This window comes from Micromonospora sp. WMMD812, assembly GCF_027497215.1.
Lineage (GTDB): Bacteria > Actinomycetota > Actinomycetes > Mycobacteriales > Micromonosporaceae > Micromonospora.
In genome coordinates, this window is the sequence record NZ_CP114904.1 from 872,841 (window position 1) to 895,294 (window position 22,454).

At 75.4% G+C, this 22,454-nt stretch carries 16 protein-coding genes; 11 read left to right on the forward strand and 5 right to left on the reverse strand.

Translation table 11 applies throughout. From position 1 onward, the window contains the following. The first annotated feature begins 236 nt into the window (after positions 1–236). Positions 237–2,027, forward strand: a complete 1,791-nt coding sequence (locus tag O7603_RS03920; RefSeq protein WP_281576584.1) for a long-chain fatty acid--CoA ligase — start codon at positions 237–239, stop codon at positions 2,025–2,027. A gap of 3 nt (positions 2,028–2,030) precedes the next feature. Here the strand turns inward: O7603_RS03920 and O7603_RS03925 are convergent, their stop codons facing one another. The 3 genes from O7603_RS03925 to O7603_RS03935 all read right to left on the reverse strand — a co-directional run bounded on the left by O7603_RS03925 (position 2,031) and on the right by O7603_RS03935 (position 5,779). Beyond that, on the reverse strand, positions 2,031–4,220 hold the full coding sequence (locus O7603_RS03925) for a hypothetical protein (protein ID WP_281574316.1): 2,190 nt from the start codon (positions 4,218–4,220) through the stop codon (positions 2,031–2,033). A gap of 97 nt (positions 4,221–4,317) precedes the next feature. After that, positions 4,318–5,199 carry a hypothetical protein gene (locus O7603_RS03930; RefSeq protein WP_281574317.1) on the reverse strand — a complete coding sequence of 294 codons (882 nt, stop codon included), beginning with the start codon at positions 5,197–5,199 and terminating at the stop codon, positions 4,318–4,320. Between the two features lie 163 nt (positions 5,200–5,362). Next, the gene (locus tag O7603_RS03935) at positions 5,363–5,779 is read right to left on the reverse strand and encodes a hypothetical protein (protein ID WP_281574318.1); all 417 of its coding nucleotides are present in this window, start codon (positions 5,777–5,779) and stop codon (positions 5,363–5,365) included. A 117-nt stretch (positions 5,780–5,896) separates the two neighbouring features. Between O7603_RS03935 and O7603_RS03940 the strand changes: the two genes are divergently transcribed. The 9 genes from O7603_RS03940 to hpnH all read left to right on the forward strand — a co-directional run bounded on the left by O7603_RS03940 (position 5,897) and on the right by hpnH (position 17,586). Then, on the forward strand, positions 5,897–6,766 hold the full coding sequence (locus tag O7603_RS03940; protein WP_281574319.1) for an NAD(P)-dependent oxidoreductase: 870 nt from the start codon (positions 5,897–5,899) through the stop codon (positions 6,764–6,766). Between the two features lie 310 nt (positions 6,767–7,076). Next, positions 7,077–8,921, forward strand: a complete 1,845-nt coding sequence (locus tag O7603_RS03945; protein WP_281574320.1) for a 1-deoxy-D-xylulose-5-phosphate synthase — start codon at positions 7,077–7,079, stop codon at positions 8,919–8,921. Positions 8,922–8,958: 37 nt separating this feature from the next. Then, a complete protein-coding gene (gene hpnC / locus O7603_RS03950) occupies positions 8,959–9,816 on the forward strand; it encodes a squalene synthase HpnC (RefSeq protein ID WP_281574321.1) in 858 nt (285 codons plus the stop codon). Next, positions 9,813–10,682, forward strand: a complete 870-nt coding sequence (hpnD, locus tag O7603_RS03955) for a presqualene diphosphate synthase HpnD (RefSeq protein WP_281574322.1) — start codon at positions 9,813–9,815, stop codon at positions 10,680–10,682. The genes hpnC and hpnD overlap by 4 nt, the downstream gene beginning before the upstream one ends. After that, positions 10,679–12,052 (forward strand): hydroxysqualene dehydroxylase HpnE, encoded by a 1,374-nt coding sequence (gene hpnE / locus O7603_RS03960; RefSeq protein WP_281574323.1) that lies wholly within the window; start codon positions 10,679–10,681, stop codon positions 12,050–12,052. Before hpnD ends, hpnE begins: the two co-directional genes overlap by 4 nt. Continuing rightward, a complete protein-coding gene (locus O7603_RS03965) occupies positions 12,049–13,056 on the forward strand; it encodes a polyprenyl synthetase family protein (protein WP_281574324.1) in 1,008 nt (335 codons plus the stop codon). Before hpnE ends, O7603_RS03965 begins: the two co-directional genes overlap by 4 nt. Then, positions 13,056–15,029 carry a squalene--hopene cyclase gene (gene shc, locus O7603_RS03970; protein WP_281574325.1) on the forward strand — a complete coding sequence of 658 codons (1,974 nt, stop codon included), beginning with the start codon at positions 13,056–13,058 and terminating at the stop codon, positions 15,027–15,029. Before O7603_RS03965 ends, shc begins: the two co-directional genes overlap by 1 nt. 47 nt (positions 15,030–15,076) lie before the next feature. Beyond that, positions 15,077–16,585: a 4-hydroxy-3-methylbut-2-enyl diphosphate reductase gene (ispH, locus tag O7603_RS33015; protein ID WP_348651067.1), complete on the forward strand. Its 1,509-nt coding sequence runs from the start codon at positions 15,077–15,079 to the stop codon at positions 16,583–16,585. A 2-nt stretch (positions 16,586–16,587) separates the two neighbouring features. Further along, positions 16,588–17,586, forward strand: a complete 999-nt coding sequence (gene hpnH / locus O7603_RS03985; RefSeq protein ID WP_281576586.1) for an adenosyl-hopene transferase HpnH — start codon at positions 16,588–16,590, stop codon at positions 17,584–17,586. Positions 17,587–17,715: 129 nt separating this feature from the next. On the opposite strand, the gene O7603_RS03990 is transcribed toward hpnH, so the two are convergent. Continuing rightward, complete coding sequence (locus tag O7603_RS03990) at positions 17,716–18,465, reverse strand: SDR family oxidoreductase (RefSeq protein ID WP_281574326.1); 750 nt, start codon at positions 18,463–18,465, stop codon at positions 17,716–17,718. Beyond that, positions 18,456–21,404: a wax ester/triacylglycerol synthase domain-containing protein gene (locus tag O7603_RS03995; protein ID WP_281574327.1), complete on the reverse strand. Its 2,949-nt coding sequence runs from the start codon at positions 21,402–21,404 to the stop codon at positions 18,456–18,458. The genes O7603_RS03990 and O7603_RS03995 overlap by 10 nt, the downstream gene beginning before the upstream one ends. A 107-nt stretch (positions 21,405–21,511) precedes the next feature. Here O7603_RS03995 and O7603_RS04000 point away from each other — a divergent pair, with 107 nt between their 5' ends. After that, positions 21,512–22,384 (forward strand): hypothetical protein, encoded by an 873-nt coding sequence (locus O7603_RS04000; protein WP_281574328.1) that lies wholly within the window; start codon positions 21,512–21,514, stop codon positions 22,382–22,384. Positions 22,385–22,454: the final 70 nt, after the last annotated feature.

Sequence of the window (22,454 nt, forward strand, 5' to 3'; positions counted from 1 at the left end):
TTCGCGGCGGCGGTGACGAGTGCCCGTACCTCCGGGTGCCATCGTCGCCGGCGTCGCGGGAAAACGGACATACGGCACGGCGCGCGAGGAGTTTCGGCGTTCGCCGCGAGCCGGGGCGCGGGCTGCGCCATGATGGCCGCGAAGCCGCCCCGACAGACCTTCGTGTCGACCTCCGGGAGAGCGGGAGAGTGAACAGACAGGATGTGTCGGTCGAGCCGGCGGTCGCCGGTGCCCGGATGGCGGGCCTGGCCGACATGGTGTGGGACAACGCCCAGACGGATCCCGACGCGGTGCAGTTCCTGCGCCCCGACCCGGTCCCCCGGTCGTGGCCGGTGGCCGGGCCGCTGCGCGACGGGCCGTCGCCGGTGACCTGCCGGCAGTTCCGCGACGACGTGCTCACCATGGCCCGGGGGCTGGTCGCCGCCGGCGTGGAGCGCGGCGACCGCATCGGGTTGATGAGCCGAACCCGCTACGAGTGGACTCTCATCGACTACGCACTGTGGTCGATCGGTGCGATCACCGTCCCCGTGTACGACAACTCCAGCGCGGAGCAGGTGCACTGGATCCTGACGGACTCGGGCGCGGTGGGGTGCGTGGTCGAGACCGCCGAGGACGCCGCGACGGTGGCGGGCGTACGCCAGGACCTGCCCGAGCTGCGCCAGGTGTGGCAGATCGACGGCGGCGATCTGATCGCGCTGGCCGGGCAGGGCCGGGCCGTCGACGACGCGCAGGTCGAGGCGCGACGGCGCGCGGTGACCGGCGACGACGTCGCCACGATCGTGTACACCAGCGGCACCACCGGGCGGCCGAAGGGCTGCGCGCTGACCCACCGCGGCATCCACTGCGACGTCACCGGCGCCACGGTCGCGCTCCGGGACCTGCTGCGCCCGGGCGCGTCGACGGTGCTGTTCCTGCCGTTGGCCCACGCCTTCGCGCGGTTGATCCAGGTCGGCATGGTGTACCGGCGGGCGACGATGGTGCACGGCCCCGACATGTCCGCCGTCCCGGCGCAGCTGCGGAAGTACCGACCCACGTTCCTCCTCGCCGTGCCCCGGATGTTCGAGAAGGCGCACGACAAGGCGCGACGGCGGGCCGACGAGACGCGCCGGGGGTGGCTGTTCCGCCTCGCCGAGCGCGTGGCCGTCCGCCACAGCCGGGCCATGGACCGGCGTCGAGGTCCAGGGCTGCTGCTGCGACCGGCGCACGCGGTGTTCGAGGTCCTGGTGTACCGCAAGCTGCGCGGCGTCTTCGGCGGCCGGTGCCGGTTGGCCATCGTCGGCGGGGCGCCGCTCGGGGAGCGGCTGGGGCACTTCTTCCGCGGCGCGGGGCTGACGGTGCTGGAGGGGTACGGGCTGACCGAGACCTCGCCGGCGTTGACGACGAACACGCCGTCGGCGATGCGGATCGGCACGGCCGGCCGACCCCTCTCCGACGTCCAGCTCCGTATCGCCGACGACGGCGAGATCCTCGCCCGCGGGCCGGTCGTGTTCCCCGGCTACTGGAACAACCCCGACGCCACCCGGGACACCTTCACCGGCGACGGCTGGCTGCGCACCGGCGACCTGGGCAGCATCGACGCCGACGGGTACCTCACCATCACCGGCCGCAAGAAGGAGATCATGGTGACGGCTGCGGGCCAGACCCTCGCGCCGGCGCCGATCGAGGAGAGGATCCGCGAGCATCCGCTGGTCAGCCAGGTCATGCTCGTCGGCGACCGCCGCCCGTACGTCGCCGCCCTCGTCACCATCGACGAGCAGGCGTGGCCGCGGTGGCGCGCGGCGCACGGGCTGCCCGCCGTGCCCGTCGGACAACTGCGGCGCAACCCGGAGCTGCGCGGCGAGATCCAGGCCGCGGTCGAGCGGGCCAACGCGACCGTCTCGCACGCGGAACAGGTCAAGACCTTCGACATCCTGCCCCGGGACTTCACCGAGGACGCCGGTGAGCTCACCCCCACGTTGAAGATCAAGCGTGCGGCGGTGCAGGAGCACTACGGTGCGGACATCGACGCGCTCTACCGGGGGCACTGACCGCTAGCCCACCTGCTCGGCGAGCTCACGCAGCGCGTCCCGGAACGCCCTCTGGTCGTGGTATGGCCGGTGCCCCTCGATCGGTGGCGGGACGGTGTCGTCCGGGTCGGGGACGAGGTTCTGCGGGTCGCGTACCCGGATGTCGACGGCCCCGGCGGCGGCTTCGGCGCGGTGGGCCGTGGGGAAGACGGGACCGCCGACGCTGTCGGTGTCGCGCCAGAGGTTGCGCCACCGCCAGTCGAGGCGACCACCGAGGTCGCGGAGCGTGTGCTCGCCGAGGTACGCGGGACACACCCGGGCGTAGAGACGCTGCAACGGGCAGCCGTGGGTGAGCAGCGCGACGCGTCGCAGCGTGTCCGGTGGGAGCCGGAGCACGGCGGCGGCGGCGAGCACCGAGCCATGGCTGTGACCGGAGATGACGACCCCGGTCCGGCGGGTCAGCGCGCTCACGCGCCGGACGAGTTCCGGCACGGCCCGCTTGCCGTACGAGGGCGGCGCGAAGGGATGGATCGTCCGGGGCCAGAACGTCCCGAGGTCCCACAGGGCCGACAACGTCCGCCGCGCGTCCGGCGAGCGGTAGACCGTGACGCTGAGCACCACCAGACCGATGACGACCGCGCTGATGAGGTAGATCCCGGCATCGGTCAGGTACGCGGCGACCCGGGCCGCCTGGCTCTTGTCGGCGCTGAGCCGGGACGCGAGCTGCGTCGGCCCGGTGCCGACCAGGTCGAGGACGATCGTGCCCAGCCCCACCGAGGAGATCAGGAGCAGGGCGACGAGCGTGGGACCGAACAGCTCGGTGGCCTGCGAGCGGGCGACCGCCAGCTCGACCGTCACCAGCCGGGACCGGGCCTCGGGCGGCACGTGGGGGAAGTCCCGCCGCACGATGCGCTCGGCGTTGCGCCGTCGGCGTCGTCTGGTCAGCAGGAGCGACGACGCCAGCGCCGCGGCGGCGATCAGCAGGCCGACGATGGCGGCGGTGGCGGCCCACCAGTCGGCGGCGGGCGGCTCCAGCGGTGGGGCGCCGGGCAGAGGCGCCCGCACCGGGTTGGGGATCGCGCCCCGGTCGAGCAGGTCGGCCGTGCGGTAGACGAACGTGGCGGAGTACGCCGCCGCGACGATCACCGCCGCCGCGGCGAGCACCGGCGTGCCCATGCCGAGCAGGATCGGGGGTGTCTCGGTCCTGGTCCGGCGCCGGTGTCGCACGGTGAGGGCGGCCAGTCCCAACAGCAGCAGGCCCTGGGTGGCCGCCAGCGCGGCGGTGGCGCCGTCGGTGCCGGGCATGTTCCCGTCCGACGGGGGAGCGGTGCGCGGGACGAGCGCGTAGGCGAGCGCCAGGACGGTCAGCGCGATGCTCGCCAGCCGCAGGGCCCGTACCGGCCGGCGGGCCGCGGGGTGGTGCAGGCGGCCCCAGCTCAACAGCGCCGTGCAGGACAACAGCAGGAGGCCACAACCACCGAGCAGCCACCGTGCGGCGACGTCGGGTGTGGGCGCCATGGTGGCCGCGATCAGCCCGGCGTCGATGATCGCCGTGGCGATCGCGAAGTGGATCCAGCGCAGCCGGCCGGCGAGGTGGTCGTCGTCCCAGAACATCGGGTCGGCGAGCCCGTCGACGGCTCTGCCGTCTTCGGCGGGCGGGCCGATGTCGCCCACGTTGCGCGCCCGGCGCGAGCCGATCCACCAGATGAGCCGGATCGCGAGGAACGGCACCACCGCCAGCAGCACGATGCGCACGCCGTGCGGCAGGGACCCGAGCCAGGACAGCAGGGGCCGGTCGGCCGCGCACCAGGGCCGCGCGGCGCACTGGTATCCAATAAGGTCGATGGTGACGCCGACCACGGCCAGCGCGTACGCCGCGGTCAGCGTGCCGGCGAGCAGCCGGCACATGGCCGTCAGCACGCCGTGGCGGCCGGGTCCGGCCGGTCGCATCCACACCGACACGTTCGACAACATGAACGGCAGCAGGAGCAGGGTCAGCACCTTGAGCAGCAGAGCCCCGCCGGTGAGGTCGCCCCAGCGGTACGCCTCGACGGTGACCCCCGGGACGCCCTCGCGGCCCGCCAACCCCGGCCGGATCCGGTAGAAGCCCGCGCGACGGTCGCCCGCCACCCGCACCACGATCGGATGATCGAGGATGGTCTCCGCGCGGGCGCCGGCGACGCCGTGTACGCGTACCTCGACCTTCTCCGTCACCAGTCGAGATTCCCAAAGGGCGGCCCCGGCCATCGGGATTACCGGGAATCACCGCCGCCGGTGGGCGGCCTGCGGGGGCCCGTCGGCGGACGTGCCGTCAGCGACCTCGCCACCCCCACCGCCGCTTCGGGGCGCCCGCGACCGGCCCCACGCCACTGCCCGCGGCCTCCTCCATCTCGACCATGCGCGCCCCGATCCGCAGCTTCGCCACGATCTCCGCGCCGGCCGGGCCGAGGAGCCCGGCCAACCCGTTGCCCAGCGTCAGCACCATCCGGGCCCGGTCGAAGTCGCGGATCAACGCCAGGCACTGCGCGTAGACCGCGTACGTGTTGGCCAGCTCCCAGAGGCTGAGCGGCCGGCTCGGATCGGCGAGGTTCTGGCGCAGTTCGCTGGCCCGGGAAGCCGCCATCGCCGCCTCCCGGGCGTCGTCGCCGGCCGACGAGCCGGTGATGGCCCGGTGCAGCAGCGCGTTCGCCTGGTTGTGGTACGCGGTGCCCATCGCCTCCTGCGTCTTCACCCCGGCGCCCGGCGGCGGCCCGGCCGTCCGTAGCCCCGTCGCCAGAGCCTCCTCGAGCAGGTCGATGCGCGTGGCGGGCTGCCCGGCGGCGAAGGCGGACTCCGCCACGTCCACCATCGCGGTGATCAGCTCGGCCAGGGCCTCGTCACGACGCGGACTGGTCGCGTTCCGGTCCTCGGCCGCCACCGCCTCGTTGACCTGCGTGAAGACGCTCACCGCCTCGCGGCCGAGGGTCATCCCCTCGGCGGGGCGCCCACGCGCGGAGGACAGCATGCCGCGCCGCCACAACGCCCGGGCCAGCTGCTGCTGGTCGCGCCGGTCGCCCGGCCCTGGGCCGGCCGCCGCGCGCCGGTAGGCATCGATCACCTCGCCCCACAGCCGGTCGGCCTCCGGCCAGTTGTGCTGCTGCGTCGACAACTCGCGCGCCCGCTCGAACAATGCCGTCCGTCGCTCCGGCCCCATGTCCCCGCACCGCCCTCCGCCGTAGCCACCCGGGCCCCGCCGCCTCGAGCGATCGCCGTCGATTCTACGGCGGGGTGGCGAGCGGTCCGGGGGACGACGAACGGCGCCCGCGTGCTCCCGTCGAGGGCCGCGCCGGTGCGCCGCCCGCCGGTGCGGACGGCGGCTATCGCGGGTGGGTGGGGCGCACGGCGCGCACCAGGAGCGCCACGACCGTGGTGCCCGCGGCGAGCCCGGCCAGCAGCAGCACGGCGCCGACCGCGTACAGGCCGGTGTCGTCCCGGGAGGCCCAGGTCGCGGCCCAGGCGGCGGTGAACGCGAGGGTCAGCGCGGCGGACGCCGGCACCGGCCGCACGCCGACCAGCAGCGCGCCGACGAACACCACCAGCAGCGTCAGCCCGCACCCGACGACCTGCCACGCCTGGTACGGGCCGCTCGTCGCACCGGTGACCGGGTCCACCTGATAGCCGGTGTCCCAGCCCAGCCACGCGTACCAGGCGGCGGCCGACAGCAGCGCGACGGCCAGGGCGCCCGCCGCCTGGGTCAGGGGAGTAGCGGGACGGAGGGCGGAGGTGAATCTCATGCGGCCGACGCTATGCCGGGCCGTCGGTCGACGCATGAGCGCCCGTACCCACGGACTTGTCGTTCCCGCCATCGCCGGCCGGCCCGGCCCTTACGCTGCCGGGGAGGAGGGGTGCACATGGCGGGAGCGCAGCGCGTGGCCGTACTCGGGCTCGGCGGGATGGGTTCGCCGATGGCGGCCAACATCCTCCGGGCCGGCCTGCCCACCGTGGTGTGGAACCGCCGCCCGGAGCCGGCCCGCCGCCTCGGCGAGCTGGGCGCCGAGGTCGCCGACGCCCCGGGGGACGCGGTACGCCGGGCGGACGTGGTGATCACGATGGTGACCGACGCGGACGCCGTCCTGGACATCGCCGACGGTCGGGGCATGCTGGCCGCGATGCCCGACGGGGCGATCTGGGCACAGATGAGCACCATCGGGGTCGACGGCACCGGGCGGGTCGCCCGACTGGTCGCCGAGCGCCGGCCCGGCGTCGTCCTGGTGGACGCCCCGGTGGCGGGCAGTCGGGGGCCGGCCGAACAGGGGAAGCTTCTCGTCCTCGCCTCCGGCCCGGAGGAGGCGCGGGAGCGGACCGCTGCGGTCTTCGACGCGGTGGGGCAGCGTACGGTCTGGGTCGGCCCGGCCGGGGCCGGCTCGCGGCTCAAGCTGGCCAACAACCTGATGCTCGCCTTCCTCTCCGAGGGGCTCGCCGAGGCGATCGCGTTCGGCCGGGCGCTCGGACTGGACCGGTCGGCGGTGCTCGGCGCGCTGCAGGGAGGTCCGCTGGCCGCGCCCTGGGCGGCGGAGAAGATGGAGCGGATCGCCCGCGACGACTACTCCCCGCAGTATCCGCTCACTCTCGCGCTCAAGGACGTGAACCTGGCGCTGCGCGAGGTCGACGTCGACCGGTTCGCCGTGGCCAGCACCCTGGCCGCGCAGTGGCAGCGGGCGGTGGACCGCGGGTTCGGCGCGGACGACGTCACCGTGGTCACCCGCGCTCTGGAGCACTGAGTCGGGGCCGCTCCCCGATCCTTCGGACCACCGTCGCCGGCTCTCTCCCGGCGCGCTCTCCGCCCCCCTTGGTCGAGGTATTCGAACCGATTTCAGGCGGTAGGAGTGATCAGTAGGGTTAAGGTGATTTTGCGCAGGTTCCAAGCGGCCCGTTGTCCCCGGCCCTACCCGTTGCACCCGGCGCGGGCCACCGTCTCCGCAGCGTGCGGTGGACGAGCGTCGCAGCACGACCCACGCCGGCGGCCGCCCCGCCGGCCGGCGATCCACACGGTTGTCGCCGCGGAGTCGCGCGTGCCCGGACGGAGAGATGATGTCCCTGCTTGACGATGTCAACCAGCCCGCAGACCTCAATCGGCTCACCGGCGACCAGCTCGGGTCGCTCGCGACCGAGATCCGGGAGTTCCTCGTCGAGGCGGTCTGCCGGCGGGGCGGGCACCTCGGGCCCAACCTCGGCATGGTCGAGCTGACCCTCGCGCTGCACCGCGTGTTCCGCTCCCCGCACGACCGGATCATCTTCGACACCGGGCACCAGGCGTACGTCCACAAGCTGCTCACCGGCCGACGGGAGCGCTTCACCAGGCTGCGCGGGCGGGGCGGCCTGTCGGGCTACCCGCGACGTGCCGAGTCACCGCACGACATCGTCGAGAACTCCCACGCCTCGACCGCGCTCTCCTACGCGGACGGGCTCTCCCGCGCGTACGCCCTGGACGGGATCCGCCGCACGGTGGTGGCGGTCATCGGCGACGGCGCCCTCACCGGCGGACTCGCCTGGGAGGCGCTGAACAACCTGGCGACCTCGCCGGGCCGCGTGGTGATCGTCCTCAACGACAACGGCCGGTCGTACGCCCCGACGGTGGGCGGCCTGGCCGCCCACCTCGCCGGCCTGCACACCGCCGCCACCGGTGACGACCCGGCCGGGCCGACGCCCGACGCGCCGACCATCTTCCAGGCGCTCGGGCTGGCGTACCTCGGCCCGGTCGACGGTCACGACGTCGCACAGGTCGAGGCGGCGCTGCGCACCGCCCGCGCCGGTGACCGGTCGGTCGTGGTGCACTGCGTCACCCGGAAGGGGTACGGGCACGTGCCGAGCGAGGCCGACGAGGCCGACCGGCTGCACGCCGTCGGCGTGGTCGACCCGCGGACCGGCCAGCCGGCCAACGCGCCGGGCCGGACCTGGACGGATGCCTTCTCCGACGAACTGGTGGCCATGGGCGAGGACTGCCCCGACCTGGTGGCGGTCTCGGCGGCGATGCTCGGCCCCACCGGCCTCGCCGGCTTCGGGGCGCGCTACCCCGACCGGACCATCGACGTCGGCATCGCCGAGCAGCACGCCGTCACCTCGGCGGCCGGGCTCGCCATCGGCGGCAAGCATCCGGTGGTCGCCGTCTACGCCACTTTCCTCAACCGGGCGGTCGACCAGGTTCTGCTCGACGTGGCCCTGCACCGGCTGCCGGTCACCCTCGTGCTCGACCGGGCGGGGATCACCGGCCCGGACGGGCCCAGCCACCACGGCATGTGGGACCTGGCGCTGCTGGGCGCGGTGCCGGGGCTGCGGGTGGCCGCGCCACGCGACGAGACGACCCTGCGCGAGGAGCTGCGGGAGGCGGTCGCCGACCAGGACGGGCCCACGGTGCTGCGGTTCCCGAAGGCCAGGGTGGGCGACGAGATCCCCGCCCTCTACCGGACCGGCGGTCTGGACGTCCTGCGCACCGCGGCGGGCGCGCCGGTCCTCCTGGTCGCCGTCGGCGCGATGGCCGCGCCCGCGCTGCGCGCGGCCGACCTGCTCGCGGAAGCTGGCGTGGAGTGCACGGTCGTGGACCCGCGCTGGGTCCGGCCGGTGAACCCGGCGCTGGCCGGTCTGGCCGCCGAACACGCCCTGGTGGTCACCGTCGAGGACGGCGTCCGCGACGGGGGCGTGGGGGGCGCCGTCGCGCTGGCGTTCGCCGACGCGGGCGTGGGCAGCCCGGTGCGCGCCCTGGGCCTGCCGACGTCGTTCATCACCCACGGCGAGCGGGCCGGTCTGCTCGCCGAGCACGGGCTGGACCCGCCCGGCATCTGCGCCGCGGTGCTGCACCAGGTGTCCACCCTCCCCGCCGACCTCGCCGTGCGGGTGCGGGCCCGGGCGCAGCAGCCGCTGACCCCGCTGCCCGGATGAACCGCCGTCGCCCCCGCGCCCGAGAGGAAGGACAGGGATGAGTCAGCAGACCGTCGTGCCCGCGGTGCACCGGCTCGCCCAGGCCCGGGCGGAGGAGAACTTCCCCGTGGCGCTCCGGGTGCTGCCCGCGCGGCACCGCCGCCACCTCATCGCCGTCTACGGGTACGCCCGCCACGTCGACGACGTCGGCGACGAGCCCATGGCGCCCGGGGTCGACCGGCTCGCCGAGCTGGACCGGATCGAGGCCGAACTGCGCGCGCTGTACACCGGCCGCACGGTGAGCCATCCGGTGGTCCGGGCCCTCGCCCCGACCGTGGCCCAGTGCCGCCTTCCCCTCGACGCGCTGGTCCGGCTCGTCGAGGCGAACCGGGTCGACCAGCGGGTCACCCACTACGGCACCTTCGCTCAGCTGGTCGACTACTGCACCCTGTCCGCGAACCCGGTCGGTGAGCTGGTGCTGCACGTGTTCGGACAGGCCGGGCCGGCGCAACGGGCGCTCTCCGACCGGATCTGCACGGCGCTGCAACTGGTCGAGCACCTGCAGGACGTGGCCGAGGACCACCGGCGCGGCCGGATCTACCTGCCGGCGGAGGACCGGGAACGGTTCGGGGTCACCGAGGACGACCTGGCCCGACCCGCCGCGAACCGGCCGCTGCGCGAGCTGATCGCCTTCGAGGCGGAGCGGGCCCGGGCCTGGATCGACGCCGGCGCGCCGCTGGTGTCGGCGCTGCGTGGCTGGGCCCGGCTGGCGGTCAGCGGCTACCTGGCCGGTGGCCGGGCAACCCTCGACGCGCTCGCGGAGGCCGACCACGACCCGCTGCGGTGGTCCGTGCGCCCCCGCCGCGGGCGGGTGCTGCGCCGCTGGCTGTCCGCGACCGTGCGGAGCGCCGGATGACCGCGACCGTCGGCGTCGAGGCCGCCTACCGCCGCTGCGAGGACATCACCCGTAGCCAGGCCGCCAACTTCGCGTACGGCATCCGGCTGCTGCCGGGGGCCAAGCGTCGCGCGCTCTCGGCCATCTACGCCACGGCCCGGCGGGTCGACGACATCGGCGACGGCGACCTGCCGCCGGAGGAGAAGCTGCGCCGGCTGGAGCAGACCCGGGCCGCGCTGCACCGGCTGCCCGCCGACGGCGGCGGCGACCCGGTCCTCACCGCGCTCGGGCACGCCGCGACCCGGATGCCGATCCCGCTGGCCGCCTTCGACGAACTCGTCGACGGCTGCGCGGCCGACGTCACCGGCCGCCGGTACGAGACCTTCGAGGACCTGCACTGGTACTGCCGCTGCGTGGCCGGCTCGATCGGTCGGCTCTCCCTCGGCGTCTTCGGCACCGCCGAGTCCGGCGTGGCGGCCCCGCTGGCCGACGCGCTCGGCGTCGCCCTGCAACTCACCAACATCCTGCGCGATCTCGTCGAGGACCGCGTCGACGGGCGGATCTACCTGCCCGCCGAGGACCTGGCGCGGTTCGGCTGCGCGCTGGAGTTGGGCGACGGTGGCTTCACCGATCCGCCCGAGCGGCTGACCGACCTGGTCCGCTTCGAGGCGGCCCGGGCGGCCCGCTGGTACGACACCGGTCTTCGGCTGCTGCCGCTGCTCGACCGGCGCAGCGCCGCCTGCACCGCGGCGATGGCCGGCATCTACCGCCGGCTGCTCGCCCGGATCGCGGCCGAGCCCCTCGCGGTCACCCGCGGACGGGTGTCGTTGCCCGCCTCCGAGAAGGCCTGGGTGGCGGCCCGGGCACTGGTCGGGCGATCCGCATGACCGGGCCGACAGCTCCGCCGGGCGGCGGCGGTGTGTGCGTCATCGGCGGCGGGCTGGCCGGCATCACCGCGGCGATCCGCCTCGCCGACCTCGGCCTTCCGGTGACCCTGCTGGAGAGCCGGCCCGAACTCGGCGGTGCCACCTACTCGTTCCGCCGGCACGGGCTGACCGTGGACACCGGGCAGCACGTCTTCCTGCGCTGCTACCACGCGTACCGGGGCCTGCTGGACCGGCTCGGCACCACCGCCGGCACGGACCTGCAACCGCGGTTCTCGGTGCCGGTGGTGCTTCCCGGCCGGCCGCCGCACCTGCTGGCCCGCCGCCGGCTGCCCGCGCCGGCGCACCTGCTGCCCGCCCTGGCCGGCTACCGGCTGCTCAGCCCCGGCGAGCGGCTCGCCGCCGTCCGCGCCTGTGCCGCGCTGCGGCACGTCGACCCGGACGCGCCGGCCACCGACCGGATCGCCTTCGGTGACTGGCTCGCCGCGCACGGCCAGAGCGAGCGCGCGGTGCGCCGGCTCTGGGACCTGATCACCGTGGCGGCGTTGAACCTGCCCAGCACACAGGCGTCGCTGGCCCTGGCCGCCCGGGTGTTCCGCACCGGTCTGCTCGAGGCGGCCGACGCCGGCGACATCGGCCGCCCCCTGGTGCCCCTGGTCGACCTGCACGCGGTCGCCGCCCGGCGGGTGCTGGACCGGCTCGGTGCCCGGGTGCACATCCGGACCCGGGTCCGGTGGATCCACCCGGAGCCCGGCGGTTTCCGCGTCGGGGTGGGCGGCGGCGAACTCGCCGCGGACGCGGTCGTGCTGGCGGTGCCCCACCAGACCGCGGCCGCGCTGGTGCCCCCGCCCGCCGCGCCGGACGCGGGCGTCTGGCACCGGTTGGGCGCGGCCCCGATCGTCAACGTGCACCTGCGCTACGCCCGCCGGATCACCCGGCTGACCATGGCCGCCGCGGTGGACTCCGCGGCACAGTGGATCTTCGACCGGTCGGCGCCGGACGCCGGCGACGAGCAGCACCTGGTGGTGTCGCTGTCGGCCGCCGACGCCGAGATCGACCGCCCGGCCGCCGAACTGGTGGCGGCACAGCGCCACGCGCTGGCCGAGCTGTTCCCCGCCGCCCGCCACACCCCGGTACGCGACGCGTTCGTCAGCCGGGAACCGCGGGCGACCTTCCGGCAGGCCCCCGGCACCCGGGCGTACCGGCCGGCTCCGACCACTCGCCTGCCCGGGCTGGTACTGGCTGGCGCTTGGACCGACACCGGATGGCCGGACACGATGGAGGGCGCGGTACGCAGCGGCCAGGAGGCCGCCGACATCCTCGCCCGGCAGCTCGTGTCCCGGCCCCGACACCACACGGAGGCCGCACGATGACCGTTGTACGCAGCCGCAGCAGCGACCAGATCCAGACTCACGTCGAGCCGGCGATCCGGGTCCTCCTCGACCGTCTGGACGCGGGCAACCGGCTGGTCGCCGGCTACCAGCTCGGCTACTGGGACGCCGACGGGTCACCCGCCGCCAACCAGGGCAAGGGCCTGCGTCCGGCGCTGGCGCTGCTGTCGGCCCGGGCCGCGGGCGCCGACGTCGGGGCGGGCGTGCCGGCCGCCGCCGCCGTCGAGCTGGCGCACAACTTCTCGCTGCTGCACGACGACGTCATGGACGGCGACACCGAGCGACGCCACCGGCCGACCGCGTGGACGGTGTTCGGCGTGGGTCCGGCGATCCTCGCCGGCGACGCGCTCATCGGGCTCGCGTACGAGGCGCTGGTCGAGCAGCCCGGCGGCCACCCGGCGGCGCAGCGGCTCGCCCACGACGTACGGGCGCTGATCGCCGGCCAGATGGCCGACCTCACCTTCGAGCGGCGCGACGACGTCACCCTCGACGAGTGCCTGACCATGGCGGGAAACAAGACGGCCGCCCTGCTGGCCGGGTCGTGCGCGCTCGGCGCGCTGCTCTGCGGCGCACCGGCCGCGCTCGTCGACGGCCTGTCCCGGTTCGGCTTCCACCTGGGACTGGCCTTCCAGCTCGTCGACGACGTGCTCGGCATCTGGGGAGACCCGCGGCGCACTGGCAAGCCGGTCGGGTCGGACCTGCGCGCCCGCAAGCGCAGCATCCCGGTCGTCCGGGCGCTGAGCGGCGGTGACGCCGCGGGCGCGGCCCTGGCCGAGCTCTACCGCGCGCCGGCACCGCTCGGCGACGACGACGTCGCCCGGGCGAGCGCACTGGTCGAGGAGACCGGCGCCCGCGACTGGACGCAGCAGCGGGCCTGGCAGGAGACCGAACGGGCCCGGGCCGAGCTGGACGCGCTGGAGCTGCCGGACGACGTACGCGGCGAACTCGCCGACGTGGCCGACTTCATCACCGGGCGGGACCACTGATGACCGAGCTGCTGTCCCCGAAGACCGCCACGACCGCCGACGCCGGGCGGGCCGTCGGCCCGGACGGGTCCGACGCGTCCTGGGCGGCGCTACGCCGGGCCCGGGACCACCTGCTCGACCTCCAGGACGAGGCCGGCTGGTGGAAGGGCGAGCTGGCCACCAACGTCACCATGGACGCCGAGGACCTGATGCTACGGCAGTTCCTCGGCATCCGGACCGCTGAGCAGACCGAAGAGACGGCCCGCTGGATCCGCTCCCAGCAGCGCCCGGACGGCTCGTGGGCCACCTTCCACGGCGGTCCGGGCGACCTCTCCACCACGATCGAGGCGTACCTGGCGCTGCGGCTGGCGGGCGACGAGCTGGAGGCGACGCACATGGCGAGCGCCGCCGCGTTCGTCCGCGCGCACGGCGGACTCGCCGCGAGCCGGGTGTTCACCCGGTTCTGGCTGGCCCTGTTCGGCCACTGGCCGTGGTCCCGGCTGCCCGCCGTCCCGCCCGAGCTGGTCCTGCTGCCGTCGTGGGTCCCGTTCAACGTCTACGACTTCGCCTGCTGGGCCCGGCAGACCATCGTCCCGCTGTCCATCGTCCGCGCGCTGCGCCCGGTGCGGTCGCTCGGCTTCGACGTCGACGAGCTGCGCACCGCCGCGCCGCCGTCCCGGCCACCCCGGCTGCGCACCCGGCCCGGCCTGCTGTACCGGTTGGACCGGATGGCCAGCGGGTACGAGCGCGTCGCCCGCGGGCCGGTACGCCGGCACGCGCTGCGCCGCGCCGCCGAGTGGATCGTGGCCCGCCAGGAGGCCGACGGGTCCTGGGGCGGGATCCAGCCACCCTGGGTCTACTCGCTGATGGCGCTGCACCTGCTCGGCTACCCGCTCGACCACCCGGTGCTGCGGGCCGGGCTGGCCGGCCTGGAACGGTTCACCGTGCGGGAGGAGACCCCGGACGGCCCGGTCCGCCGGTTGGAGGCGTGCCAGTCCCCGGTCTGGGACACCGCGCTCGCCGTCATCGCGCTCTCCGACGCCGGACTGCCGCCCGGCCATCCCGCCCTGGACCGGGCCGGCCGGTGGCTGCTCGACGAGGAGATCCGCATCCGCGGTGACTGGGCCGTACGCCGGCCGAACACGCCGGTGGGCGGCTGGGCCTTCGAGTTCGACAACGACGGGTACGCCGACACCGACGACACCGCCGAGGTGATCATGGCGTTGCGGCGGACCGGCGTGCCGGCCGAGGGCGCGGTGCTGCGGGCCACCCGCTGGATGCTCGGCATGCAGTGCCGCGACGGCGGGTGGGCCGCGTTCGACGCCGACAACACCCGGGCGATCCTCGGCGACCTGCCGTTCTGCGACTTCGGCGAGGTCATCGACCCGCCCAGCGCCGACGTCACCGCGCACATCGTCGAGGCGCTGGCCGCGGAGAACTTCGGCGGCACCGCGGCGGTGCGCCGCGGCGTGCACTGGCTGCTGCGCCACCAGGAGCCGGACGGGTCCTGGTTCGGCCGGTGGGGCGCCAACCACGTGTACGGCACCGGCGCGGTCGTCCCCGCCCTGGTGGCCGCCGGTGTGCGGCCCGGCCACCCGGCGATCCGGCGGGCCGTCGAGTGGTTGCTGGCGCACCAGAACGCGGACGGCGGCTGGGGCGAGGACCTGCGCTCCTACCGCGATCCGGCCTGGATCGGGCGGGGCGAGTCCACGGCGTCGCAGACCGCCTGGGCGCTGCTCGCGCTGCACGCCGCCGGCCACGGGTCGGGGGAGCCGGCCGGCCGGGCGGTGACCTGGCTGGTCGACACCCAACGGCCGGACGGTGGCTGGGACGAGCCGCAGTTCACCGGCACCGGCTTTCCCGGCGACTTCTACATCAACTACGGGCTGTACCGACTGGTGTTCCCGATCAGCGCGCTCGCCCGGATCCTCGGCGCGCGGGGCGGTGAGGTCGTGGCCACGGTGCCCGGCATCGAGGCCACGGTGACCCGGTGATCCGGCCCGCCGTCCCGAACGACCCGGCGTGGACGCTGTACGCGCCCATGCGGCCGGAGGCGTCGGCGTTGCGGCGCGGGCTGGGCGACACCGACCCGTACGGGCGGCTGACCCTGTGCCGGACCGGGACCGGGCCTCGACGGGCCCGCTCGGCCGCCGCCCGGCGCCCGGCCGGGACCGGCCCGGTCGCGGTCGCCGGCATCGGCGGCGGGCTCGCGCCCGGGCTGGCCACGGGTGACGTGGTGGTGGCCAGCGTGGTGCGCGCCGACCCGCTGGCCCTCGACGCCCCGCAGGGCGAGGTGCGGATGCCCGACGCCGACCTGCTCGCCGCCGTGCTGCGCCGCCGTGGCCTGCGGGTGCACGTGGGGCCGGTGGTCAGCACGGACCGGCTGGCCGACGGCGGCGCCCGGGACCGGCTGGCCGCGACCGGCGCCCTCGTCGCCGACCTCGAATCGGCCTGGCTGCTGGCCGGCTGCGCCGGCCGCCCGACGGCCTGCGTGCGGGTGGTCGCGGACACGGCGGCCGGCTCGCTGTACCGGCCGACCACCCTCGGCCGGGTCCGCGCCGCGCTGCGGGTGCTGCCGGTGGTGGCGGCCGCGCTCACCGAGTGGGCCGAGGTGGCCGGCAGCGTGCACCACGTGCTGCTCGCCTCCCCCCGGTCGTTCTGTGCCGGGGTGGAGCGGGCGATCGCGGTGGTGGAACAGGCGCTGGACCGGCACGGACCGCCGGTGTACGTCCGCAAGCAGATCGTGCACAACGCCCGGGTGGTGGCCGACCTCCAGGCCCGCGGCGCGGTGTTCGTGGACGAACTGGACGAGGTCCCCGACGGCGCTCCCACCGTCTTCTCCGCGCACGGCGTGTCGCCGGCGGTCCGACAGGAGGCCACCGAGCGGCGGCTGCCGGTCATCGACGCCACCTGCCCACTGGTCACCAAGGTGCACGCCGAGGCGCGCCGGTTCGCCGGGCGGGGCGACACGGTGCTGCTCGTCGGGCACGAGGGCCACGAGGAGACCGACGGCACGCTGGGCGAGGCGCCCGGGCGGATCCGGCTGGTGCCGGACCCGGCCGCGGCCGAGACCGTGCAGGTCGACGACCCGTCGCGGGTGTCGTACCTGGTCCAGACCACGCTCGCCGTGGACGAGGCGGCGGGGATCCTGGACACCCTGCGTCGGCGCTTTCCGGCGCTGGCCGGGCCCGCTTCGGACGACATCTGCTACGCCACCACCAACCGGCAGCGGGCGATCACGGCCGTCGCCGCCCGCGCCGACCTGGTCCTGGTGGTCGGCTCGGCCAACTCCTCCAACTCCCGTCGGCTGGTGGAGGTCGCCGAGCGCGCGGGGGCGCGCGCGCATCTGGTGGACGACGTGAGCGGCATCGACCTGCGCTGGCTGGCCGGCGCGGCGACGGTCGGGGTCACGGCCGGCGCGTCGGCGCCGCCGGATCTGGTCGACGAGGTGGTCGCCGCGCTGACCGCACTCGGCGCGAGGGAGGTGAGCGAGCACACCGCTGCCGTGGAGGACGTGGTTTTCACCCTGCCGAAGGAGGTACGGCCGTGAGTATGCCGTTGCGTCAGAGCCTGCGGGTCGCCAGTTACCTGGCCGGCCAGAAGATACGCCGGCGGAAGCGGTTCCCGCTGCTGCTGGAGCTGGAGCCGCTGTTCGCCTGCAACCTGAAGTGCGCGGGCTGCGGCAAGATCCAGCAGCCGGCGAACCTGCTCAAGCGTCGGATGCCCGTGGAGCAGGCCCTCGCCGCGGTGGAGGAGTGCGGCGCGCCGATGGTCTCGATCGCCGGTGGCGAACCGCTCATGCACCCGGAGATCGACAAGCTGGTCGCCGAGCTGGTCCGGCGCAAGAAGTACGTCTTCCTCTGCACCAACGCCGTCCTGCTGCCGAAGAAGATCGACAAGTTCCGCCCGTCGCCGTACTTCGCGTTCACCGTCCACATCGACGGGCTGCGCGAGCGGCACGACGCGTCGGTGTGCAAGGACGGCGTCTTCGACGCCGCGGTGGAGGCGGTGCGCGACGCCAAGCGGCGCGGGTTCCGGGTCACCACCAACACCACGTTCTTTAACACCGACACGCCGCAGACCATCATCGAGGTCCTCGACTACCTCAACGACGACCTGGGCGTGGACGAGATGATGCTCTCCCCGGCGTACGCCTACGAGAAGGCGCCGGACCAGGAGCACTTCCTCGGGGTGACGGAGACCCGGGAGCTGTTCCGCAAGGCCTTCTCCGGCGGTCGGCGGGCCCGCTGGCGGTTGAACCACTCGCCGCTCTTCCTCGACTTCCTGGAGGGGAAGGTGGACTTCCCCTGCACCGCCTGGGCCATCCCGTCGTACTCGCTGCTGGGCTGGCAGAAACCCTGTTACCTGATGTCCGACGGGTACGCGTCGAGCTACCGGGAGTTGGTCGAGCAGACCGACTGGGACAGCTACGGCCGGGGCCGCGACGAGCGCTGCGCCAACTGCATGGCGCACTGCGGGTACGAGCCGACCGCGGTGCTGGCCACCATGTCCTCGCTGCGCGAGACGATGCGGGCGGCGCGACTCAACTAGACGGGTCGCACGCGAGGGTGTTGAGGTCGGCCGTCGCACACCGACCCTCGACACGCTCCGCCCCGGCCCTTCGACGCGGGTGGGGCGCCACCAGCCGGAACCGGCCGGCCGGCGGGCGGTCGTGGCGGTTCACCCGAACCGGCTGGCGAGCCGGCGGTACACCGCGGGCAGCACTCCGCGTACCGCCACCGGCAGGCGCAGCCAGCCCGGCACGTAGACCTCGGCGCGGTCGCGGAGGATGGCGTCGGCCAGCGCGTCCGCCACCCGCTCCGGCGCCAGCGGACGGGGGATGCGGCGTCGGTACGGCTGGCCCCGGCGGGCGAAGAACGGGGTGTCGACGACTCCGGGCACCACCATGCTGACCGCCACGTGGCGGGAGGCCAACTCCAGCCGCAGGCTCTGCGCGAAGGCGTCCAGGCCGGCCTTGGTGGCCGCGTAGACCGCTTCGCCGTCCACCCCCAGCCGGCCGGCGATCGACCCCACGAACACCAGATGGCCGCCGCGGTGACACATACTGGGCAACAGTGCCCGGGTCAGCTCGATCGGTGCCCGCAGGTTCACCGCGAGCAACTCGTCGGCGAGCGGGTCGGCCATCCCGCCGAACGGTCCGGCCCAGCCCAGGCCGGCGTTGTTGACCAGCACGTCCACCCGGGCATGTCGGGCCAGAGCCCGCTCGGCCAACTCCCGCCCGGCGTGCGGCCGGCTCAGGTCGGTCAGCAGGGTGGTGGCGCCGGTCTCCGAGGCGAGCCGGTCGAGCCGGGCGGCGTCCCGTCCGGCGGCGACGACGTGGCTCCCGTCCCGGGCGAGCCGCCGCACCACCGCCGCCCCGATCCCCGACGAGGCGCCGGTCACCAGCACCACCGCGCCGGTCAGGCGCACCGCGGCACCCGGGGTGGTACGGCTCCCGGCAGCGGCTGGCCGGACGTGTCCACGATTCCACCGGTCGTACCGGCCTCGCGCGGCACCCGATCGGCCGGGCCGTCCCGGACGGGAACGCCGGCACCCGGGCCGCCGTCGAGCCGGGCACCGGCGGACCCGGTCCGCCCGTCCGGGGCGCCGTCGACGTCGGCGAGCAGCCCGGCGAGACCGGCCCGCAGCGCCGTGACGAAGGCCTCACCGACGTCCGCGAGCGCCTCGTTGAGCAGCATCCCGACCTCGAAACCGCTCCCGCGGCGCAACAGGGCGATGCCGATGTGCACCCCCTCGGCGAGGGCGACCACCGGGGCGGCCGACCGGATCGGGGCGCCGCTGAGCAGCCGTGCCTGGAACAGCGCCGGCACGTACGAGACCACCAGGTTGAGGCGGCGGCTGGTGTAGACCCGCCGGGCGAACGCGGCGTGCACCGGCGCGGGCAGAGCGCCCATCGCCCGCATCACCAGGCCGGCCGCCTCCGGTTCGCCGCTGCTCAGCGCGGCGCGCATCGCCCGGCGCACCGCGGCGATCCGGTCCGGCGCGGGCGCCGGCCGCAGCGGAAGGTCGAGGGTGACCGCGCCGGTCCAGTTGCCCTGGGTGGGCGCCCGTCGGCGCGGATCGCGGGAGACCGCGAACATCGCCCGCAACCGGTCCGGGGCCGGGGCCGGGTGCGCCGAGGCCAGCGCGCCGGCGGTGAGCGCGAGCATCAGCTCGCTGGAGTGTGCCTGGCAGGCGCGGGCGGCGCGCAGCACGTCGGCGGCCGGCAGGGTCGCGGTGAGCAGACGCCGTCGCGGCGAGTCGATGCGGCGGTTGAGCGGCGTGCGCGGCGCGGCGCCCTGGGTGGCCAGCCGGGCCAGTCCCCGTACGGTCCGCCCGACGCGACGGGCCGCGTCCCGGGTCCGGTCGAGCCCACCCCGTCCGGGGTCGGTCTCCGGCCGGCTCGCGGGAGCTCCGGCGGCCGCGGTACGGCCCCCAGTGGCGCCGCCCGGTCCGGGTTCCGCCGCCCCCGGCCGCTCGTCCGACGCGGCTCCGGCTCCCGTTCCCGCCGTCGCTGCGCCCGCCTCCGGTCCGCCCGCCGTCGCCGCTGGCGGCCGATCGGTGTCGAGCAGCCGCTGTAGGACGGCGATGACGGACAACCCGTCCCCGAGGGCGTGGTGCAGCTTGATCGCCACCCGGGTGTTCCCGTCCGGCAGCCCACTGACCAGAAGCATGCGCCAGAGCGGGCGGTCGAGGGGCAGCGGCTCAGACCAGAACCGGTCGACCGCGGCGCTGCCGTCGTCGCCGGGTGGAACCCGGATCTCGTCGACGTGGTCGGCCGGGTCGACGAACCGGTCGACCACCCAGCCGGGCCGGTGCCACCGCCCCCGGTCGACGAGGCGGCGGCGCAGGGTCGTGATCGCCGGCAACCGTTGGGCCAGCAGGACGGTCAGGTCCGTCGTTCCGAGCGCCTCGCCGTCGGGACGCGGACCCAGGTCAAGGACGGTGCCGACCTGCTGGGCCTCGGTGGGGGTCTGGACGTGCAGGAAGAACGCGTCCTGCGCGCGCAGCGGCCAGCTGGGCGGACGGCGGCGCGCCGCGCGCCTCCGGCGGCCGCACGGCGCCGGCCGCTCCGGTCGGCTCGCCGACGGGGAAGCGACCCGCCCCGCCGGGCCTGCGCCGTCAGCCGGGCCGGCGCCGGGTGGGCGGGCGCCGCCGGGTGGGCGGGCGCCGCCGGGTGGGCGGGCGCCGCCGGGTGGACCGGCGCCGTCCGGGGGCCGACCGCCTTCCGGCTCGCGGGACCGGGCGACCGCCGGCAAGCCCAGGTCCGGCAGCCGCCCCTCGGACGGCGCCTCCACCGGTCGAGCCGGCTGGCCGAGGCGGGTGCGGACCCCGGCGACCAGGGCCTGCGGGCTGTGCGCGGTCTCGGCGAGCCCGGCCGCTGCCATCAGCGCCGCGTTGGCCGCGCCGTGTGCGGCGATCGGCCGGTACATGACGATCGGCGTGCCGGTGGCCAGGGCCTCGAGCGCGGTGGCCCCGCCGGCGTTGGTCACCAGCAGCCGGGCGGCCTGGAGCAGGGTGGGCATGTCGTCGACCCACCCCCGTACCAGCAGCCGGCCCGGCGGGGCGTCCAGCGCCGAGAGCCGGGCGGCCAGCCGGTCGTTGCGCCCGCACACGGCCACCACCTGGACGGAGTCACCGATGCCGACCAGCGCCCGGATCGCCTCCTCCACCGCCCCGAACCCCAACGAGCCGCAGGCCACCACTACTGCCGACTTATCCGGGTCGAGGTCGCACCGCCGGGCGGCGTCCGCCCGGTCGCCGGGGCGGAACGTGTCGACCACCGGTGGGGCGCAGACGCCCAGTGGCGCGCCCACCGCGGCGACCGCGGCCACCGGCAGGGCCGCCGGGTGCACCACCACGTTCAGGTCCAGCTCCGGGTAGACCCAGAACGGGTGCGGCGCGAAGTCGGACACCCAGGCGCCGACCGGCACACCGAGCCCGCGACGCCGGCGCAGCCAGGCCAGGCCGGCGCTGCCCAGGGGATAGGTGGAGACGATCAGATCCGGGTCGAACGCCTCCATGACCGGGGCGAGCCGATGCCCGGCCCACGCGCCGGTGAACCACTTGGCGGTGACGGCGAACCAGCGGTGCCGCCACAGCGAGGCCCAGAAGAACTCGTACAACCACGGCGTCATCCCGACATTGGTCACGTAGGTGCGCCGGAAACCGCGCCCGACTCCGGGCCCCATCACCTCGAGGGTGTCCACCCAGCCCACCCGGCTGCCCGGCCACAGCGCGTGGACGCGCTCCTCGAGCGCGCGGCCGGTGGCGTCGTGCCCGCCGCCGATGTTGGCGGACACCACCAGCACCCGCCGGGCGACCGGCGCGGCGGGCTCCGGCGCGCCCGACCGGTCCGGCGCGCTCACGTGCCACCCATCCGCGTTGACCGGTCGGCCGCATACCCCGCCCCAGACGGGTATGCCCAGGTGCCCTCGCCGGCCGCGGCCGGCTCCGTCGACTCCGGGATCCTGACATGGCTGTGGGCTTCGTGCTGGCGATCGGCGCTGCCCTGTGCAGCGCCACCGCCGCCATCCTGCAGTCCATCGGGGTGCGCCGGTTGTCCGCCACCGCGCACCTGGACCCGCGGTTGCTGCTCCGGTTGGTGCGCAACGGACCGTACGCGACGGGTCTGGTGCTCGACGGCGCGTCGTCCCTGCTGACGTTCACCGCGCTGCGCGTGTTGCCGATCTTCGCGGTGCAGGCGGTGGGAGCGGCCAACCTCGGCATGGTGGCCCTCATCGCCATGCTGGTGCTGCGCCTGCGCCTCACCGCGCTGGACTGGTCGGCGATCGGCGCGGTGATCGTCGGGCTGGTTCTCCTGGTGCTCTCGGCGGTCGCCGGGCCACCGGGCGAGGTACCGGCCAGCGCCGGATGGTGGCTGCTCGCCGTGGTGATCGCGGTGGCCGTCGGCGCGTACCTGGGCAGCCCTCGGATGTGCGGCCCGGCGGTGCCCGGCGTGCTGGCCGGGTTGTCCTTCGGTTCCGCGGCGCTCGGGGCCCGGCTGCTGGCCCGCGCCGACACCGTCGGCGCCATCGTCGGCAACCCGGCCACCTACGCCGTGGTGCTCGCCGGCCTGACCGGCGTCCTGCTCTACGCGACCGCGCTCCAGCGCGGCTCGGTGACCGTCGCCTCCGCGTCGTCCATCGTCGGCCAGACCGTGGCGCCGGCGGTCACCGGTTGGTTGCTGCTCGGGGACCGGGTCCGGCCCGGGTTCTTGCCGGTGGCGATCCTGGGTTTCGCGTTCGCCGTCACCGGCGCGGTCGCCCTCGCCCGGCACGCCCAGCCGCACCGACGGCTCGACGATTGTGACGAGGAGCAGCGCGGGGCGCACGGGGGCGGTCGCTGACATGTCGGGTGCTCCCAGGCGGTACGCGGCGGAGGGGCGCCCTCGGCTCCCCTTCGGATCAATCATCAGC

Bases quoted from the DNA above. Each gene is read 5' to 3' on its own strand.
- O7603_RS03920 (WP_281576584.1), top strand. From the start codon at position 237: ATGGCGGGCCTGGCCGACATGGTGTGGGACAACGCCCAGACGGATCCC.
- O7603_RS03965 (WP_281574324.1), top strand. From the start codon at position 12,049: ATGACCGTTGTACGCAGCCGCAGCAGCGACCAGATCCAGACTCACGTC.
- shc (WP_281574325.1), top strand. From the start codon at position 13,056: ATGACCGAGCTGCTGTCCCCGAAGACCGCCACGACCGCCGACGCCGGG.
- O7603_RS03940 (WP_281574319.1), top strand. From the start codon at position 5,897: ATGGCGGGAGCGCAGCGCGTGGCCGTACTCGGGCTCGGCGGGATGGGT.
- O7603_RS03935 (WP_281574318.1), bottom strand. From the start codon at position 5,779: ATGAGATTCACCTCCGCCCTCCGTCCCGCTACTCCCCTGACCCAGGCG.
- hpnC (WP_281574321.1), top strand. From the start codon at position 8,959: ATGAGTCAGCAGACCGTCGTGCCCGCGGTGCACCGGCTCGCCCAGGCC.
- ispH (WP_348651067.1), top strand. From the start codon at position 15,077: ATGCGGCCGGAGGCGTCGGCGTTGCGGCGCGGGCTGGGCGACACCGAC.
- hpnE (WP_281574323.1), top strand. From the start codon at position 10,679: ATGACCGGGCCGACAGCTCCGCCGGGCGGCGGCGGTGTGTGCGTCATC.
- hpnH (WP_281576586.1), top strand. From the start codon at position 16,588: ATGCCGTTGCGTCAGAGCCTGCGGGTCGCCAGTTACCTGGCCGGCCAG.
- O7603_RS03945 (WP_281574320.1), top strand. From the start codon at position 7,077: ATGTCCCTGCTTGACGATGTCAACCAGCCCGCAGACCTCAATCGGCTC.
- hpnD (WP_281574322.1), top strand. From the start codon at position 9,813: ATGACCGCGACCGTCGGCGTCGAGGCCGCCTACCGCCGCTGCGAGGAC.
- O7603_RS04000 (WP_281574328.1), top strand. From the start codon at position 21,512: ATGGCTGTGGGCTTCGTGCTGGCGATCGGCGCTGCCCTGTGCAGCGCC.
- O7603_RS03930 (WP_281574317.1), bottom strand. From the start codon at position 5,199: ATGGGGCCGGAGCGACGGACGGCATTGTTCGAGCGGGCGCGCGAGTTG.